The organism is Arthrobacter sp. NtRootA1 (genome assembly GCF_019976975.1).
Taxonomy (GTDB): Bacteria; Actinomycetota; Actinomycetes; order Actinomycetales; family Micrococcaceae; genus Arthrobacter; species Arthrobacter aromaticivorans.
This window is the reverse complement of record NZ_AP024630.1, coordinates 1318012-1335266: the sequence shown is the minus strand read 5'-3', so window position 1 is coordinate 1335266 and position 17255 is coordinate 1318012. Positions and strand designations below refer to the sequence as shown.

Annotated in this window: 15 protein-coding genes; 5 read left to right on the top strand and 10 right to left on the bottom strand. The window is 62.0% G+C overall.

The genetic code is table 11. The annotated features are described in order from the left end of the window. Positions 1–62: 62 nt before the first annotated feature. The 3 genes from LDN90_RS06280 to LDN90_RS06270 form a co-directional block, all read right to left on the bottom strand. Positions 63–539 (bottom strand): NUDIX domain-containing protein, encoded by a 477-nt coding sequence (locus tag LDN90_RS06280; RefSeq protein WP_223948383.1) that lies wholly within the window; start codon positions 537–539, stop codon positions 63–65. Positions 540–543: 4 nt separating this feature from the next. Beyond that, complete coding sequence (locus tag LDN90_RS06275) at positions 544–924, bottom strand: META domain-containing protein (RefSeq protein ID WP_223948382.1); 381 nt, start codon at positions 922–924, stop codon at positions 544–546. 256 nt (positions 925–1180) lie between these two features. Next, the gene (locus LDN90_RS06270) at positions 1181–1726 is read right to left on the bottom strand and encodes an A24 family peptidase (RefSeq protein WP_223948381.1); all 546 of its coding nucleotides are present in this window, start codon (positions 1724–1726) and stop codon (positions 1181–1183) included. Between the two features lie 155 nt (positions 1727–1881). On the opposite strand from LDN90_RS06270, the gene LDN90_RS06265 reads away from it, so the two are divergent. Together LDN90_RS06265 and LDN90_RS06260 are read left to right on the top strand one after the other, a co-directional pair. Beyond that, the gene (locus LDN90_RS06265) at positions 1882–2607 is read left to right on the top strand and encodes a hypothetical protein (RefSeq protein WP_216924986.1); all 726 of its coding nucleotides are present in this window, start codon (positions 1882–1884) and stop codon (positions 2605–2607) included. A 134-nt stretch (positions 2608–2741) separates the two neighbouring features. Continuing rightward, on the top strand, positions 2742–3386 hold the full coding sequence (locus tag LDN90_RS06260; RefSeq protein ID WP_223948380.1) for a GNAT family protein: 645 nt from the start codon (positions 2742–2744) through the stop codon (positions 3384–3386). Between the two features lie 180 nt (positions 3387–3566). Here LDN90_RS06260 and LDN90_RS06255 read toward each other — a convergent pair whose 3' ends face one another. Both LDN90_RS06255 and LDN90_RS06250 read right to left on the bottom strand, forming a co-directional pair. Beyond that, complete coding sequence (locus tag LDN90_RS06255) at positions 3567–4955, bottom strand: PhoH family protein (protein ID WP_216924927.1); 1389 nt, start codon at positions 4953–4955, stop codon at positions 3567–3569. A 237-nt stretch (positions 4956–5192) separates the two neighbouring features. Continuing rightward, positions 5193–5999: an isoprenyl transferase gene (locus LDN90_RS06250; RefSeq protein ID WP_223948379.1), complete on the bottom strand. Its 807-nt coding sequence runs from the start codon at positions 5997–5999 to the stop codon at positions 5193–5195. Between the two features lie 108 nt (positions 6000–6107). Here LDN90_RS06250 and LDN90_RS06245 point away from each other — a divergent pair, with 108 nt between their 5' ends. Beyond that, positions 6108–6749, top strand: a complete 642-nt coding sequence (locus tag LDN90_RS06245; RefSeq protein ID WP_223948378.1) for a hemolysin III family protein — start codon at positions 6108–6110, stop codon at positions 6747–6749. On the opposite strand, the gene LDN90_RS06240 is transcribed toward LDN90_RS06245, so the two are convergent. From LDN90_RS06240 to LDN90_RS06220, 5 genes are all read right to left on the bottom strand, one after another. Then, positions 6742–8850, bottom strand: coding sequence for a thioredoxin domain-containing protein (locus LDN90_RS06240; RefSeq protein WP_223948377.1), 2109 nt, complete (start codon positions 8848–8850; stop codon positions 6742–6744). The two genes, LDN90_RS06245 and LDN90_RS06240, sit on opposite strands and share 8 nt — an antisense overlap. 83 nt (positions 8851–8933) lie before the next feature. Further along, positions 8934–10187 carry an amidohydrolase family protein gene (locus LDN90_RS06235; protein WP_223948376.1) on the bottom strand — a complete coding sequence of 418 codons (1254 nt, stop codon included), beginning with the start codon at positions 10185–10187 and terminating at the stop codon, positions 8934–8936. A gap of 66 nt (positions 10188–10253) precedes the next feature. Next, on the bottom strand, positions 10254–10709 hold the full coding sequence (locus LDN90_RS06230) for a GAF domain-containing protein (RefSeq protein ID WP_216924923.1): 456 nt from the start codon (positions 10707–10709) through the stop codon (positions 10254–10256). A gap of 46 nt (positions 10710–10755) precedes the next feature. Continuing rightward, a complete protein-coding gene (locus LDN90_RS06225; protein ID WP_216924922.1) occupies positions 10756–12429 on the bottom strand; it encodes a hydantoinase B/oxoprolinase family protein in 1674 nt (557 codons plus the stop codon). Positions 12430–12439: 10 nt separating this feature from the next. Further along, positions 12440–14491: a hydantoinase/oxoprolinase family protein gene (locus LDN90_RS06220; protein WP_216924921.1), complete on the bottom strand. Its 2052-nt coding sequence runs from the start codon at positions 14489–14491 to the stop codon at positions 12440–12442. A 351-nt stretch (positions 14492–14842) separates the two neighbouring features. On the opposite strand from LDN90_RS06220, the gene LDN90_RS06215 reads away from it, so the two are divergent. Beyond that, a complete protein-coding gene (locus LDN90_RS06215) occupies positions 14843–16195 on the top strand; it encodes an MFS transporter (RefSeq protein WP_223948375.1) in 1353 nt (450 codons plus the stop codon). Beyond that, on the top strand, positions 16192–17016 hold the full coding sequence (locus LDN90_RS06210) for an aspartate/glutamate racemase family protein (protein ID WP_223948374.1): 825 nt from the start codon (positions 16192–16194) through the stop codon (positions 17014–17016). Before LDN90_RS06215 ends, LDN90_RS06210 begins: the two co-directional genes overlap by 4 nt. Positions 17017–17255: the final 239 nt, after the last annotated feature.

Genomic DNA, 17255 nt, shown 5'->3' with positions numbered 1-17255 from the left:
TGCACTTTTTCGACTGACCACCCTCGCGGCTGAAACTCCGGCCAACGCCGGCGCCAAATACCTTAGTCCTCCTCCTGGTACGCCACGGGGCCTTCGGGCTCCGTGGCGAGCCTGATGGCCTGAAGGTTCCCCTCGCTCACATCAGGCAGTTCATCCAAGCCGAACCAGCCAACAGCGATCGATTCGTCATCGTTTACCTGAGCATTGCCGGAGACATACCTGCAGCGGAAGGTGATGTCCAGGAAGTCGCAAACGTCGCCATTCGGAAAGGTCACCGGACCTACAACGCCGACGCCGATGATCCGCTCAGTTTCGGCCACAACCGCCGTCTCCTCGAAGATTTCCCTGACCAGTCCGGGAGCGGGATGCTCGCCCGGTTCAAGGATGCCGGTGATCACTGTCCAGTGGTGATTGTCCGCCCTTTGGCAGAGCAGCACCCTGCCATCGTCGTCGAAGACTACTCCCCTGACCGCCGGCAACCAGAGCGGATCATTCCCGATCTTCTCCCGTAGCTTGAGGATAAATTCGGGTGCGCCCACGGCGTTAGCTTTCCTTGAATTCGATCGTGGCGTGTGGGTTGCTCAACGTGAGCATGCCGTCGTCGAGGTTCCATTGAACAGGCTGCTCAAAGAGCTTGACGGTCCAAGCCTCGTAGCTTCCCTCAAGCTCCCGGCAGCCCATGGCCGAGGCGGCCATTGAACGCGTTGCCCAGACATCTTCCTGGACGGAGACTTCCACATTGAGCACATTGCACGGTGTCTTCACCAGTAGGGTCCACGCCCCGTTGACATGCGTCGAGCTGATCCGCAGCGGTTGTGTCCCAAGCCACGCTACGTCTCCAGTGGCATCGCTCCCGCGCACCGACGTGAAGGTGGAGCAACCCAACGGGCCGCCCTGGCAGAAGGGCTCCGGCTGCTGGGTCATGAGCGCTTGAATGCTGGCCCCAGGGCTTGCACCGGGAACGTTGCCCGATTGCCCGCAGCCCGAGAGCATCAAAGCGCAGGCCATGGCGACACCCGGCACAGGCCAAAAACTACCCCTCTGCACAGCAGCCCCCTCCAGGTGTCTTAAGCGCGTCAAACCATCTGGGCTAAGCATGCCGCAGCCTGGTGAACCCGCAGAATACGGGAAGCGTTGCAGTTCGGCCGCAGTTGGTCCCGGGCGGGGCGACTTGGAAGAATCACGCAGGCAAAAGCACCATGCTCACCAAGGCTCCTGCCAGCATGAAGGGCCCGAACGGGATAGCCGAACCCAGCGTGCCGCGCCTGGCCACAAGGATCACCAGGCTCCACAACCCGCCGAGCAAGAAAGCAGCGAAGGTGCCCGCGAAGACATGGGCCCACCCGAGGTAGCCGAGGTATAACCCAAGGACTCCGGCCAGCTTCACGTCGCCGAACCCCATACCAGGTGGATAGACCAAACGAAGCAGGAAGTAGAACAGCCACAGCACGCCGCCACCGGCCAGCACTCCGAGCCCGGGGATACCGAACAGCGAGGCATCCAGCCCAGCATCGGGGCCGCCAACAAACACCAGAACCGCAGCGCCCAGCAGCAGGACCCCGCCCACCGCGTAGGAGGGAAAGACGATCCGGTTCGGCAGCAGATGGCTCCGGATATCAATAATGGTCAGGCGCACCGCCATCACCAGGAAATACGCGCACGCAAGAACCACCAGCCAGAAGCCCAGCGGGCTGGCGTCCCAGAGGTCGGCGAGTCGTCGGATCACCCTGCAGATGCTATCCCGAATTGGTCCAGAGGCCGGGTTGAACGCGTAGGTAAACTGTGGATATGGCGCGCTACAGTGCAGGTGGATCAGGTTTCGGACCGGACTTCGGATCTGGTTTTGCGCCAGCTAACGGGCATGGCGGCCAGGCACAGGACTTGTCCTCCACATTCCGCAATCTCTGCCGCTCTTCACCGTGGAAGTGGACGAGTCTCCGTTTCGAATACCTCGAACGCCCTGGGACTGGCGCCAATCTGGTCCGTGCATGGCTGAGGCGGCCCGGCGCGCTGCGGCTGGAGACTCCTGACGGAAAGCTGCTGCACAGCACCACGGGCATCAACGATTCCCGTGACGACCTCTACGTCAGTGCCACGCGACGCTCCTGGTTACTCCCTGCCCACTTGGTGACCCCGGTCTATGATGGCGCTGGCTTGGTCCGAAGGCGCCCCGAGGCGGCCTACGGTGAACCGTCCTTTGGCAACGGACGGCTGGCTGCGGCACTGGATCCGGTGGAACTTGCCGGCAATGCGCCCGTCCCCCTGGAGTTCCCGGATTCCAACCCCGTGTCCTTGGAAGAGCCCCGTGAAGTAGATCATGAGGGACGGATGGCCTTGGAAACAGTGGTTACCCGTGGCCGAACCTACGTGCCCTTGGATCCTGCCCAACCCTTGGCCCACCCGGGCCGGACGCTGATCCGCGTGGATGCCGGCACAGGCGTCTGCGTCGCCAGCCAAAGCCTGGACGGCGATACGGCCGGCAAGGGTCATTGGCTGAAGATCCTGGCCGTTGACGAATACATGCTGGACGATCTTTTCCTTGCCGAGTCAATGAACCTGACCGACGTTCGGCGCCATATCTCCTGGGACATAGGCCCCGCCGCCTGACCTTCACATCCACGAAACGTTGTGAACCCGCTATTCCATGGTTGGCCAACAACGTGATAGCGGGTCCACCACGCAATAGGCTGTCACCAGCTCTGTGACTCGCATGGCCTCGACAGCCGGGCTAAGCTACGGCGATGACATCGCTGGCAGACATCTGGCCCCCGTTCGGACTTACCCTCACCACCCCGAGGCTTACCATCCGGCCCATCCTGGATGAGGACATCCCAGCCGCGGTAGCTGCCGCCCGTTCCGGTGTCCACGAGCCCGGCAAGAGCCCGTTCAGCACCCCGTGGGCAGAGCTCCCGGACGACGAGCTCGCCCCGAACATGGCTCAGTGGTACTGGCGCTGCAGGGCAAATTTCGCCAAAGACTCCTGGACCCTGCTCTTGGCAGTATGGCAGGACGACGAATTCCTTGGAGTCCAGGACCTCGGCGCCAAAAACTTCAAGACCCTGAAGACAGTGAGCACAGGATCCTGGCTCAAGCAGTCCGCGCAAGGCCGCGGCATCGGCAAAGAGATGCGTGCCGCCGTCGTAAGCTATGCGTTCGATTACCTGCAGGCGGAAGTGGCCGAATCCGAAGCCGCCTCCTGGAACAAGCAATCGTTGGGCGTCTCCCTGAGTCTCGGCTACGAACTCAACGGCCTCGTCCGCGACGGCTGGGGCGAGAAAGTCGAAGAAGTCCAAAGAGTCCGCCTCACCCCCAAAACCTTCAACCGCCCCAACTGGACCCTAAAAGTCCACGGCCACAAAGGGCTAGCCAGCTACCTCGGGCTCTGAACGGCGACTAAACCGCTGGCCGAGCTTCGGTCCTTCGCACAGGAGCGCATCGCGACGCAACGGACCCGGCGAGGTCGCCCAGCGACCGAGAGGGTCCCTTTGCGCCGTGTCTAAGCGACGGCGAAGGGCCGTGGCCCGGCTAACCGGACCACGGCCCTTCACACTAATCGAACGTTAGATCTACGCCCCTTCGAGCAGCTCCGTCACCAAGGCCGCAATTGGCGACCTCTCGGACCTGGTGAGCGTGATGTGGCCAAACAGCGGATGCCCCTTGAGGGTTTCGACGACGGCGGCCACGCCGTCGTGCCGGCCGACTCGGAGGTTGTCGCGCTGGGCGACGTCATGGGTGAGAACGATCTTGGAGTTCTGGCCGATGCGGCTCATCACGGTCAAGAGGACGTTCTTCTCCAAGGATTGTGCCTCGTCCACGATGACGAAGGCATCGTGCAGTGAGCGTCCTCGGATGTGGGTGAGCGGCAGCACTTCGAGCATGCCGCGGTCCATGACTTCTTCCACGACTTCCTGGCTGACCAATGCACCGAGTGTGTCGAAGACAGCCTGTGCCCAAGGGTTCATCTTTTCCGATTCAGACCCTGGGAGGTATCCCAGTTCCTGGCCGCCTACAGCGTAGAGGGGTCGGAAGACGACCACCTTGCGGTGTTCGCGGCGCTCCAGGACGGCTTCGAGGCCCGCACAGAGTGCCAGCGCGGATTTGCCGGTGCCGGCTCGCCCACCGATGGAGACAATGCCCACTGCGGGATCCATGAGGAGGTCGATGGCGAGCCGTTGTTCCGCCGAACGGCCATGGAGCCCGAAGACGTCACGGTCACCCTTGACCAGGCGGACCTGTTTGTCGGCCCCCACGCGGCCGAGCGCCGAGCCGCGGTTGGACAGGAGGACAAGACCGGTGTTCACGGGAAGTTCAGCGGCGGCAGGGATGAAAACGGGTTCGTGACCGTAAAGCGTGGCGATTTCCTCTTCACCGGCTTCCACTTCGGCCATGCCGGTCCAGCCTGAATCCTTGACGAGTTCGTTGCGGTATTCGTCTGCGTGCAATCCCATGGCGGATGCTTTGACGCGCATGGGAAGGTCCTTGGACACCACGGTGACGTTGTGACCCTCGTTTGCCAGGTTCTTCGCTACGGCCAGGATGCGGCTGTCATTGTCCCCGCCCCGGAAGCCTGCGGGAAGGACTTCCGTGGAAATGTGGTTCATCTCTACCCGGAGCATGCCTCCGTCGGCGCCAATGGGTATTGCGTGGTCCAGTCCGCCATGTTCGATTCGGAGGTCATCCAGTAGCCGCAAGGCTTTGCGGGCAAAATACCCTAGTTCGGGATCGTGGCGTTTGCCTTCCAGTTCGCTGATGACCACGATTGGGACGATGACTTCGTGCTCGGCGAATCGCAGCAGTGCGTGCGGGTCTGAGAGCAAGACGGACGTATCGATCACATAGCTGCGGCCCACTGCAGACGATGCTGTCCGTTCCCCCGATGAAACCCGTTTGGCGCGAGAGGTAGCTGCACTTTCCCCGTCAGAAACCATTGTGGGCAGTTGCTCTGAAATAGCCACATCGACTCCAGCCCCGGGCGGTCGCCCGGCCTAATGGTGAAGCGGCTCGGCCGGAAGGCCGGGCGTGGCCTCCCATGTAACTGGTGCGATAGTTCGCTCCATCTACTGGCCTCCCCGATCAGCGGGCGGTTTTGCCTGCTGATGGGATTAACGTAATCCCGGACACATTCATTTCCGCAATCCTTCGTCGGCAAGTCGCATGTCCGGATCGTTAAATTTCGGTGAACCGGCCCGCTTCTAGGAGCCGAAGCGACGCTGCCGGCCAGCGTAGTCACGGAGGGCGCGCAGGAAATCAACCTTCCGGAATGCCGGCCAGAGGGCTTCGCAGAAGTAGAACTCGCTGTAGGCGCTCTGCCACATCAGGAATCCGGAGAGCCGCTGCTCACCGGAAGTGCGGATGACCAGGTCCGGATCCGGCTGGCCGCGCGTATAAAGGAACCTTGAGATGTCGTCCACCGAAAGTTCATCTGCGACGTCGGACATGGTCCGCCCCTTGGCGACGGCGTCGCGGAGGAGTTCCTTCACGGCATCGACGATTTCACGCCGCCCACCATAGCCGACTGCCACGTTCACATGGATTTTTTCATGGACAGGGGTCCGGGCGGTCAGCTTGTTCAGGCGATCGGCGAGGTAGTCCGGGAGGAGCTCTGGCGCGCCCATGGCATGCACGGAGACGTCCTCATTTTCATCCAGCCGGTCCATGGTGTTGGCGATGATGCCCATGAGCAGGTCAAGCTCTTCGCCGGAGCGGTTCATGTTGTCCGTGGAGAGCATGTACAGCGTCACTACTTTGACGCCAAGCTCCTGGCACCAGCCGAGGAACTCGTGGATTTTGTCGGCGCCGGCCTGGTGCCCCTGGCTGGTCGGCGCGTTGAACTGACGGGCCCACCTGCGGTTGCCATCCACCATGACACCGATGTGCCTGGGGATGCGGTCCTGCTTCAGGGAGCGAAGGAGTTGGCGCTCGTAGAAGCCATAGAGGAAACCGGGCAGCTCCACCGGACTTTCACCTGACTTCCTTGCTCTTACGACGACGGCGCACATCCAAGGCTACCTTCCCGAGGTGCCTCGCAGGTGCATGGCCGGGTCGCATTCACATCCAACCAGAGTTACTTTTCAGTAACTTACCGAAGCGTAGGTTACTCTTTAACGATGGCCGAGCTGCTCACTATCAAGCCCGCATGGCGTGGTTGGATCCACGCCGTTGCCGCCCCCTTCGCCCTCGCTGCCGGAATCGTCCTAGTGGCGCTTGCCCCCACAGCCGACCGAAAAATCACCTCCACGATCTATGCGGTAACAGGCGTCCTCCTCTTTGGTGTCAGCGCTGTTTACCATCGCGGAAACTGGTCCCCGAAGACCCGGCTGGTGCTCAAGCGCCTGGATCATACGAACATCATGTTGGTGATCGCCGGAAGCTATACGCCGCTGGCTTGGTCGCTTCTTGAACGCTCCCAAGCCGTCACGTTGTTGTGGATTATCTGGTCCGCGGCCATCGCCGGGGTGCTGTTCAGGGTGATTTGGACAGACGCTCCTCGTTGGTTATATGTCCCGATCTACATTGCCTTGGGCTGCGGGGCACTCTTTTACCTCCCCCAGTTCTTCGCGGCGAATGCGGCTTCTGCCATCCTCATCTGCGTGGGCGGCGCGCTATACATAGCCGGCGCGGTCTTCTATGCCATTAAGAAGCCAAATTTCAGCGTCCAACACTTTGGGTTCCACGAACTCTTCCATGCGTTCACTGTCCTGGCGTTCGCGGCCCACTTCATCGCCATCATGATGGCTGTGCTCAGCTAGCGCCTGGGGTCATTCGCGCCAGCATCGATTGCACCTCGGCAACGGTTCCCACAGGCCTTTCGCACACCATATCCCGGCACAAATACACTTGTGGCGAGCCGTTTGGCGCACCAGTGCGATGAATCAGCAGCGGAACCTCACCCTCACCAGCCGGGGACGCGGCGTCGTCCTCTTGCAAGGCGACAACGAGGCCGGGGCTGGCGGACTTCAAAAGCGCGCCGTGCAGTTCCTGCCGCAGGGATGAGTCGGGACCAGCGACGGCGGCCTCCACCGGGCCGGCCAGCGCCGCTTGCGCCGTGGCCAGGAGCCAACCGGCAGCGCGGGGCGCGCGCGTGGCCAGTGGAGGAAGCAACCCCAGGATGTTCCCGGCCATGAGTCGGTGATCGTGTGAGCCTGAATATGCGGAATACGTCAGCAGCACTCCGGCAAATCCGGCAGCGCCGCTGGGGGCAGCATTGTCGAATGGATCAAGGGCGGCGCGTTGGCCTTGGGCGTTGAAGACCTGCGCAGACTCCCCGGCTGAATCGGCAAGGTGTCCGTTCTCTACAAAACGCGCTTCCGCGGCCCGAATGAGTTGTTCCGCCAAGCGGTACCAACGCCTTTTCCCCGTCGCGGCATACAGGGAGAACAGGCCCTCAGCGCAGAATGCGTAATCTTCCAGGAGTCCACCGATCCCCCGGGCCTTGGAATCGTGCGAGACCCGGAGCAGCAGCCCTTGCTCGGCATCCCAATGTACGTCCTCAAGGTACTCAGCGACGTCCTGTGCGGCAGCGACGAGGTCCGGTCTGTCCAGCACCGCTCCGGCCTCGGCAAGCCCCGCGATCGCGAGCCCGTTCCAACCTGCCACAACTTTCTCGTCCCGGGCAGGCTGGTTCCGGAGATCGCGGACGGCCAGGAGCGTGGGCCTGACGCGGCGCCACAGCGTGGATTCGGAAGCCGAAAGGGGTCGTCCGGGATGCAACGGAGATCCCAATTCCGAAACCGTTCCCTGGTCACCGATGTTCATCATCCGGGCCACCGCCTCGGCGTCATCTGGCCCGAGGACTTCCAGCAAGGACCCGGGAGTCCAAAGGTAGGCCGCACCCTCATGGTGCACGCCGTCCACCACGGTGTCGGCGTCCAATGATGAAGCCAGTCCACCGCTAGGCAGCCCCAGTGAGGCCAGCATCCAGTCCGCGCACCTGGATGCTGTCTCCGCTGCCTCGCTGGCGGAGAACACCTCATTGCCCCCGAGCCGCACCCAGTGGGCGTAGATACGCAGGAGCTGGGCATTGTCGTAGAGCATTTTCTCGAAGTGCGGCACTGACCAATCCGCTGTGACCGAATACCGCGCGAAGCCGCCGTCGAGCTGGTCGCACAAAGCGGAACTGGCCATCCCGACCAGCGCCCGTCCAGCCATGTCCCGCGCATCCTCCGCAGTCTCCGACCTCGCCGCGGCGTGACGGATCAGGAACTCAAGAACCGCCGACGGCGGGAACTTCGGGGCGGTGCCAAACCCACCGGCGTCGGGGTCTTCCGACCGCGCCAAGAGCCCCACTGCGTCCGAAAGCAGTTGGGCATCAAGTACCTCGGGCGGGCCATCAAGTCGAACCGCCGATGACAGCTGGGCATTGGCCATGTTGGCGGCGAGCCCCCTGGCGTTCTGCTCAACAGCCTCGCGGCGTTCCGTCCACGCCTCGTGGACAGCCTCAAGCACGTTCCGGAAGGAGGGGCGTCCAGGCAGGGGAACGGGCGGGAAGTAGGTGCCTGCATGGAACGCGAGGCCCTCGGGAGTCAGGAAGACGGACATTGGCCAGCCACCTTCGCCGCTGATGGCCTGCGTGGCCGTCATGTAGACGGAATCGACGTCCGGGCGTTCCTCGCGGTCCACTTTGACGGGCACGAAGTGGGCATTCAGGTAATCGGCGGTTTCCTGGTCCTCGAAGGATTCGTGGGCCATGACGTGGCACCAGTGACAGGCCGCATATCCGATGGAGAGGAAGACCGGAACGTCACGGGCAGCAGCAAGCGCAAAAGCTTCATCCCCGAACGGAAACCAATCCACCGGATTGTCCTTGTGCTGCAGGAGATAGCTGCTGTAGGCGCTGGCAAGTCTGTTCACATTTTCCATCATCGCTCAGAGCCGCGTCAGCGGCCCAGTGAGCTGATGACGCGGCTTTGAGCCCCAACCCGTCTGTTGCTTTCTTAGGCAACCCGAACGTCCAACGGCAAGTCCGCCGCGCCCCGAAGGATCCCGGTGGAGATGATCTGCCCGTCCTTGATGACGGTACGTGTCTTGCTTTCGTCCCAGAGAATCGAGGGTTCATGGAAGGGATTCCCGTCCAGCACCACCAAGTCCGCGCAGGACCCGCGGGTGATGCGTCCAAGGTCATCGCGCCGAAGCAGGGCGGCGTTGGTTGACGTTGCCGACCGGAGTGCGCCATACACGCCAAGGGCTTCGCACTGCAGACGGAGTCCGGCCAGTTGCTCATCCTCCAGGTCACCCATGAGGTCTGTTCCGAACCCGATCCGGACCCCGGCATCCCGCGCCAGTGCCACGGCATTCTTCCCCGCCTCCAGCACTTCCCGGTTCTTGGCCGCTCCCACTTCGGTAAGGCCGACATCCTTACCGCGGCGTTCCATGGCTTCGTAGGTCACCAAGGTGGGGACCAGATAAACGTCGTTGTCAGCCATTAGCTTCGCCGTTTCAGCGTCCAGCAGGTTGCCGTGCTCGATGCAGCGGACCCCGTTAAGTACTGAATGGCGAATGGCCTCCGGGGAATATGCGTGAGCCGTGGCGTAGCTGCCCCGGCGGGAAGCCTCTTCTGTTACGACGCGGATTTCCTCCGCGCTGTACTGCGGAACCCGAATCGGATCGACCGGTGAAACGACCCCTCCGGAGGTCATTAGCTTTATGGCGGAGGCGCCTGTGCGGAATCGGTGACGCACGGCCAGCAGCAGGTTATCGGCGCCGTCCACCACCTCGCACATGTGCCCGCCATGGAAGCATCCGCCATTGTTCGCGGCCCGGATATCGCCGTGGCCGCCTGTCTGGCTCAGCGCCGGGCCGGTGAAGAAGTAGCGTGGACCAGGGCACAGACCTTCCTCGATGGCGCTGGCAAGGCCAACGTCACCACCGGCTACGTCACGTACCGAAGTGAACCCGCGGAGCAGTGTCGCCGCGAGACGCCTTGCCCCGGCAAGTGCGGAATAGCTCAATGGCCCAGTCTCGTTCGTGGCGGAAGTCAGGCTGAGTGCGTATGCATGAAAATGCGCATCGATAAGTCCTGGAATCACGGTTCGGCCCCGGGCGTCATGGACAACACCGCTCGTTTCAACCTCCCGCCCTACGGCGGTGATCCGGCCATCCCGGATGCTGATGGAGCCCTCAATCAGGTCAGGTGATTCGCCGTCGAAGATTAGGGCGTTCCGTATTGTCAAGCTTTCCGGTGTTGTCACGTCTGTTTCCTTCCTGTTGTCCCCCGCGGGCGGGCCCCCCAATCGTGGTGCCCGCCCGCGAATGAACTAGCTGGCGGTGGTGAGGGCTTCTTCGAGCAGATGGACGGACCGCCGTGCGACGTCCACGGCTGAGTCGACCGAATTCTGGTCGTAGCTGCCCTCAGGGGCGAGGAAGTTCATGGAACCGATAGTCTGGCCGTTGCTCACCACCGGAACGTTGACGATGGCCCCGCAGCCCAATGACTCGATCATTGCCGAATCAAAGAAGAATGCACGGACCGCTTCCTTATCCACCCCCAAGAACGGCTGCTGTCCCTTGAGCACCTGCTCCAGCCACACCGCGTTCGTGTCCCCGGCGAGGGTCTTCTTCCCACCTACCGGATAAACATCGGGATGGGTGGTGTACACGCGTGCCATGCTGGTGCCATCGTCGGCGATGACTGAGACGGTAAAGAGAGTGACGCCGACTACTTTCCGGGCGTTCGCGTACACGTCGTCGAAGGATTCAAACTGGGAACTCATGGAGTCCTTTCTTTCCTGATCGGAACCTATTTGCTGCTGGTGGTGCTTAGTAGCCGTAGTGCGTCTTGGCGAAGTCCTCGGTGATGAAACCGTTGACGATGTCGTAGGTGATGTCCTCGCGGGAGCGCTTGGAGACGTCTCCGAAGCCGCCACCACCTCCTACGGCGAGGCGGACGACGTCGCCGGCCTTGACCTTGCGGGCGTTCGCTTTCAGCGTGCGAACCTCATCAGCGCGGCCGGGGTTGATCACAACTTCCGGGCCCTGGGCGTCCGATCCGCCGAAGAGCCCCCAGGCCGGGGTCTTTGACCGTTCGAACCAGAGCCCTACCACGCAGTCGGCCAGGAATTCGTATTCGCGTACCACGCCGTTGCCGCCGCGGTACTGGCCGGGGCCGCCGGAGTTGGGGCGGATGGAGTACTCGTTGATCCGGAACGGGTAGCGGGTCTCCAGCATCTCGATGGGCAGGTCCTTGAGTGAGCCGTTGACATTGTTGATCATGGCGGATTCACCATCGGTTCCCTGCCACGCACCCCAGCCTCCAAGTGTGGCTTCCATAGTGACGAAGTTCCGGCCGAAACGGGTGTCGAAACCGGCGGCGGTGATGATCATCGAGTCACCGTGGCTGGCGCTGGCGACACGTTCGGGCATGGCGGGGGCCATGGCCTTGGAAACGAGGTCGATCAGCAGCCCAAGGTGGGAGAAATACCACTGGCACGGGGCTGGAGTCACGGCGCCGAGCACTGAGCCGGACCGCACCTGGGTGGTCATTGGCCGGAAGGAACCACCGTTGGAGTTGGACTCCGGGCTGACGAGGAGCTTGTAGCCCACGCGCAGTGCCGAGACGGCCTGGGCGGCACCACAGTTCACCGGGCCCATGGTCTGGTCCGCCGATCCGGTGACGTCGAAGTCAATGGTGTCGCCGGCTACGGTGATCCGCAGCTTGATCTCAATTGGAGTGTCCAGATTGATACCGTCGTTGTCCAGGAAGCCCTCAGCTTCGTACACCCCGTCTTGAATGTTGCGTACGGTCATGCGCTCGATTTCTTCCGTTTGGCGGAAGATCTCATCCCGGGCGGCATCCAGCTGCTCCATGCCGTACCGGCCCACAAGCTCCTTCATCCGGGTGGTGCCCATCCGGAGGGCTGCGATCATGGCATGCATATCACCAATGGTCTGGTACGGGAATCGCACGTTGGTCCGAATCAGGTCCACAACAGAGGTCTCAACACCTGCCTCGACCAATTTGACCGGCCCCATCCTGAACCCCTCTTGGAAAATGTCGGTCGAGTCCATCGAGCCTCCGACATCTTTAGACCCCATGTCCATCCAGTGCGCACGGGTCGCCGCGAATCCGACAACCTCTCCATCGTCGAAGATCGGCGCAAAAATGGTCACATCGTTCAGGTGCGTGCCGCCCAGGTATGAGTCGTTGAGGATCCAGATGTCCCCTTCCTGCCAGACCGCGCGGCCGTACATTTCCTCCACAGCGATGGAACAAGTTTCCAGGTTGCCTAGGAAGAGCGGCAGGCCTGCGGACTGTCCGAGCACGCGGTGTTCGGTGTCCAGGAGAGCCACCACGCAGTCCCCGCCCTCGTAGAGGATGGGTGAGTAAGCGGAGCGGATCAGGGTGGCGTTCATGTCATCCGCGGCGCTGGTCAGCGCGTTGCGGATGATTTCCACGGTGACGGGATCCAGTGTTTTGACTGCTGCAATTGTCATTTTTGGTGCCTCAGTTTTCTTCGACGTCTTCAGAGCGGATGACCAGGGAGCCGAACTCGTCGACCGTGACGTTGAACCCGGGGGGAACGACGGTGGTGGCGGTCTGCTCCACAATGATGGCGGGACCTTCGAATGTGTGGCCGGCGCCGAGATCGTCACGGCGGACTACGGTGGTGCTGTGCTCAACGTGGTCAAAGACCACCTGGCGGATTTCGTGCTTGAACTCAGGGCCCTGTGCGGTGACGTAGCTCGGAGCTTCCAGCCGTCCCAGATCCCCGACAGCCTGCGTCCGCAGGGTGACGATTTCGATCGGGGCACCAAGGTTGGAGTGGCCGTAGCGCTCGTGGTACATCGCAGAGAAGCGGACAGCGAGGTTGGCAACGAAGTCAGGTGACTCCGGTTCGTCAGCTGATGTCAGCGGAACGTTCAAGGAGAACTCCTGCGACTGATAGCGGACGTCCACGGACGCCTTCGTGGCCCGGCTTTCCTCCGGGACCCCTTCCGAGACCAGTGAAGACAGGCCTTCGACTTCCATGGAGCGGAGGATGCCGGCCATGTCTGCCACATCAATGTCTTCGTCGAGGTAGAAGTAGGGTTCGGAAAAGTCCTTGCGGATGTTGGTTTGCAACATGCCCCAGGCGGAGAAAGCACCGGGGAAGCGGGGAACGACCGTTTCCGGGATGCCGAGTTCCCTGGCGAGGAAGACCGCGTGCATGGGTCCGGCTCCGCCAAAGGCCACGAGGGCGAAGTCCCTGGGTTCGATGCCGCGGGAAATGGTGATGGTCCGGATCGCTTGGGCCATCTGTGAGTTCGCGACGTCGCAGATGCCTTCGGCCATGGCGATGGGGTCCAGGCCGAGCTGGTCGCCTACTGTTTTCAGGGCTGTGATTGCGGCTTCACGGTCCAAGGCGACCTGTCCGCCGGCGAACCAGTCGGGGTCCACGCGGCCGAGCACCAGGTTGGCATCGGTAACGGTGGGTTCTGTGCCGCCGCGGCCGTAGCAAGCCGGTCCGGGGTTGGCTCCGGCGGAACGCGGTCCGACCCGCAGGCCGCCGGCTTCGAGCCAAGCGACGGAGCCGCCGCCGGCGCCGACGGTGTGGATGTTAACAACGCTCATGAGCATCGGCAGGCCTTCCAGGTGCGCCTCCGTTGAGACGTCCGGCTTGCCGTCAACTACCAAGGAAACGTCAAAGGAAGTGCCGCCCATATCCACACCGATGAGGTTGCGGTTTCCCGAGACACCCGCCAGTTCGACATCGCCCATGGCCCCCCCGACCGGGCCGGAAAGCAGCGTCTGCAGCGGCCGCTTACGAGCGGACTCGGCGGTGAGGACGCCGCCGGAGGACTGCATGATGTGCAGCGGTGCTTCCACGCCCCGGTCGGCGAGTTTCTCTTCCAGGTCCAAAAGGTAGTTGCGTACCACCGGCCCCGTGTAGGCCTCGACGACGGCGGAGGAGGTCCGCTCGTATTCGCGCCATTCCTTGGCTGCTTCGTGCGAAAGGGAGACTGTGAAATCCTCCCCGAGTTCCTCGATCAGGATTTCACGGGCCCTGAGTTCGTGCGAGGGGTTCTTGTAGCTGAACAGGAACCCGACGGCGACGGCGCCGTAGCCCTCCTCCGCTGCCCTGCGCGCTGCTTGACGGACTGCCGCTTCGTCCAACGGCACGAGTTCCTGGCCTTGACTGTCCAGCCTGCCACCGACGCCAATGACGTCCTTACGCTCGACCAACGGGGCGGGCTTGCGGTACTGAGCATTGTAGAGCTCAAGTCGGGGGCCGCGGGCAATGTGATAGGTGTCCTCGATGCCGGCCGTGGCCAGCAGTAGTACGCGAACTCCGCGGCGTTCCAGGAACGCATTCAGGCCCTGGGTGGTGCCGTGGACCAGGAATTCGATGTCCGAGAGTTCATCAACTATCGACTCAAGGCCTGCAATGACACCGGCACTCAGGTTGCCCGGTGTGGTGGAGGCTTTCGTAGCCGCGTAGGTTCCGGCGTCCTGGTCGTACGCCACAATGTCCGTAAAGGTTCCGCCGATATCCATCGACACCCTGTAGTTCGGCATGTGTATCTCCTCATGGTTTGGAATGGCACTTTGTGCGTGGAAACACGCTATATACCGGGCCAACCAAGAGGGTGGGCATACTGCACGATTCTGCTGGCGTTGGAAGGGCAGAGTGCATAAAAGTGCTGAGCGCCCAAATGCTCCTATCGGAAAAGTGCAAAGTGAACACCTCCTGAGCACACCTCGTTCGTAGTGTGAGTGCAATCACTCGGCGGGATGCTTGGATGCGCTCTCCGAGTGGAGGCTTGGATGAGCTGCTCCGAGGTGCATTCCTTGATATCCGGACGGTTCTCCGTGCACAGAAGCGCTACGTGCACTTCTTATCCTGTCCAAAATATCGGAGGTCAAGACATGTCCAATATCGACCCACTCATTTCAGAGCCATGGCCCGGGACGGTGAGTCCACCGCGCTCCATGGCCGTCGGGCACGCGTTCCGCGACATGCCTTTCGGGTCTGTCCACGTCAAGATATGCGCGGTCCTCTTCTTCGCCTTCGCAATCGAAGCCTGGGAAATGCTCATGCTCACCTACGTTGCTGGTGATCTGGCTACTAGCCTGCAGGTCGGTATGACGGAGGTGGGAATCGCCATCTCGGCGCTCTTCCTGGGCATGATCCCCGGGTCATTGGTTTGGGGGCCCATCTCTGACCGGATCGGCCGGAAAGCCACGTGTGCGTGGAGCTTCGCCGGTTATGGTGTCTTCACGCTCCTGAGTTGCTTCGCACCGAACTTTGAGACCCTCTCGGTGGCTCGCTTCCTCTCCGGGGTTTTGTTCAGCGGCGTGTTCACTGTGACTTTTCCCTATTTTGAAGAACTGCTCCCGGTTAAGGTCCGCGGAAAGGCCACGGTCTATCTTGCTGCAGGGTGGCCGATTGGCATCCTGGCCGCCCTCGGCACCGCCGCTCTGATCGGAGGGCACGGCTGGCGTTGGGTCATTGCTGTCAGTGCACTTGCCAGCCTATGGGGCATCGTTCTGTACAAGGTCGTCCCGGAATCCCCGTACTGGCTCGCCAGGAGGGGCCGGAACGAAGACGCTCACGACGTCCTGGACCTTCTGGGAGCACGGGGCATCTCCCGTGGCACCATTTTCACCGTGTCGGATGGCAAGAAACAGTCCATCTGGAGCCTCTTCAAGCGGAAGATGGGCCGGATTACGGTCATTCAAGTCCTCATCAACTTCACCTTCTCTTGGGGCTACTGGGGACTTCAATCGTGGATGCCAACATTGCTTGAAGGGCGAGGACTGAGCGCCTCATCAAGCTTTTCCTTCATCGCCCTGAGCGCGGTCCTCATGATCCCCGGATACATGACGGCCTCCTACCTGACCGGACGATTCGGCCGCAAATGGATCTTCACGATCTACGTCCTCGCCGCGGCAGCCGGCGGTTTCTTCTTCGGGACAGCCTCAACCGAGACCGAGATGTATATCGGCATGTTCTCCCTGGCCTTCTTCGCCCTTGGCGCCTGGGGGGTCTGGGACACGTGGATGGGCGAGCTTTATCCCTCGGCCCTTCGTGGCTCAGGTTACGGGTTCGGGATTTTCGGCCAGCGCGTCGCAAATACGGTCGCCCCGAGTCTTGTCGGGTTCCTCCTGGCCTCCGCCGCGGGCGCTACCTCGACAATCCTGTTTATCAACATGTTCTTGTTTGCCACGGTCATCCTCGGCCTGTTCTTGCCCGAAACCGAAGGAAGTGAATTGGAATGATTACCCCCACCGACAGCCTCGACGCCATCTCGGAGACTACCCGAATCCTGTGGATCAACCCGCTCTACACCGATGCGTACAACCGTACGATGGCGGAGTCCTTCCGCCAGATCGTCCGCCCCGGCACCGAAGTTGATGTCGTCTCCCTTGATGGAGAGGGCCCCTCACATGTCGAATACAACGCTTTCGAGGCACTTATGCTTCCACGGCTGTTGCGCACGGTGCGCTGGGCGGAAGAAGCAGGCTACGACGCCGCCGTCATCGGGTGCTTTTACGACCCGGCGTTGCGGGCGGCACGCGAAATCACCGATCGCATGGTGGTTGTAGGCCCGGCGCACTCGGCGCTGAGCATCGCCGGGAGTCTGGGCGAGCGATTCTCAATCCTCGTCGGTCGAAAAAAGTGGATTCCTGAGATGGCCGAGAACGTCCACCGTTGTGGCGCATCAGAGCGTCTTGCCTCATGGCGCGTGCTCGAGATGGGCGTCGATGACTTCCAGGCGGACCCCGCGCTTACGGAAAGGCGGATCATGACCGAAGCCCGCAAGGCCGTGGAACAGGACGGCGCGGACGTCGTCATCCTCGGCTGCACGGCCGAATTCGGCTTCTTCCGAACGGTCCAAGAGGAAATTGGCGTCCCCGTGATCGACGCGACTGTGGCCCCGCTCAAACACGCCGAGCAACTCGTCGACTCCGTCCGTCGGTTCGGTTGGACCCACAGCAAGCGCGTCGGCTACGACGGGCCCACGGTCCAAGAACGCGAGCGGTACTTCCCGGCTCTTGAGCCAAAGCACATGGTGTCAATGACTTCGGTGTCCGCGTAATTCATATCACCCGTACCTCGCTTGCCTTGACGTCCTTGGTCGAGGCAGGCGGGGAACCCTCGCGGCTCACCAGCAATGCGTCGACGAGCACCGCATCCTGCCCCTGACCCCGGCGTCACGAACGCCGGCCAACCCAATCGAATTCAAACGTGGCATACAGCACCACGCATCAACGGAGGTACGGCAATGTCCAGACTGTCCCTATGTATCAACCCCATCAAGCCCAACCTTTCGGTGGT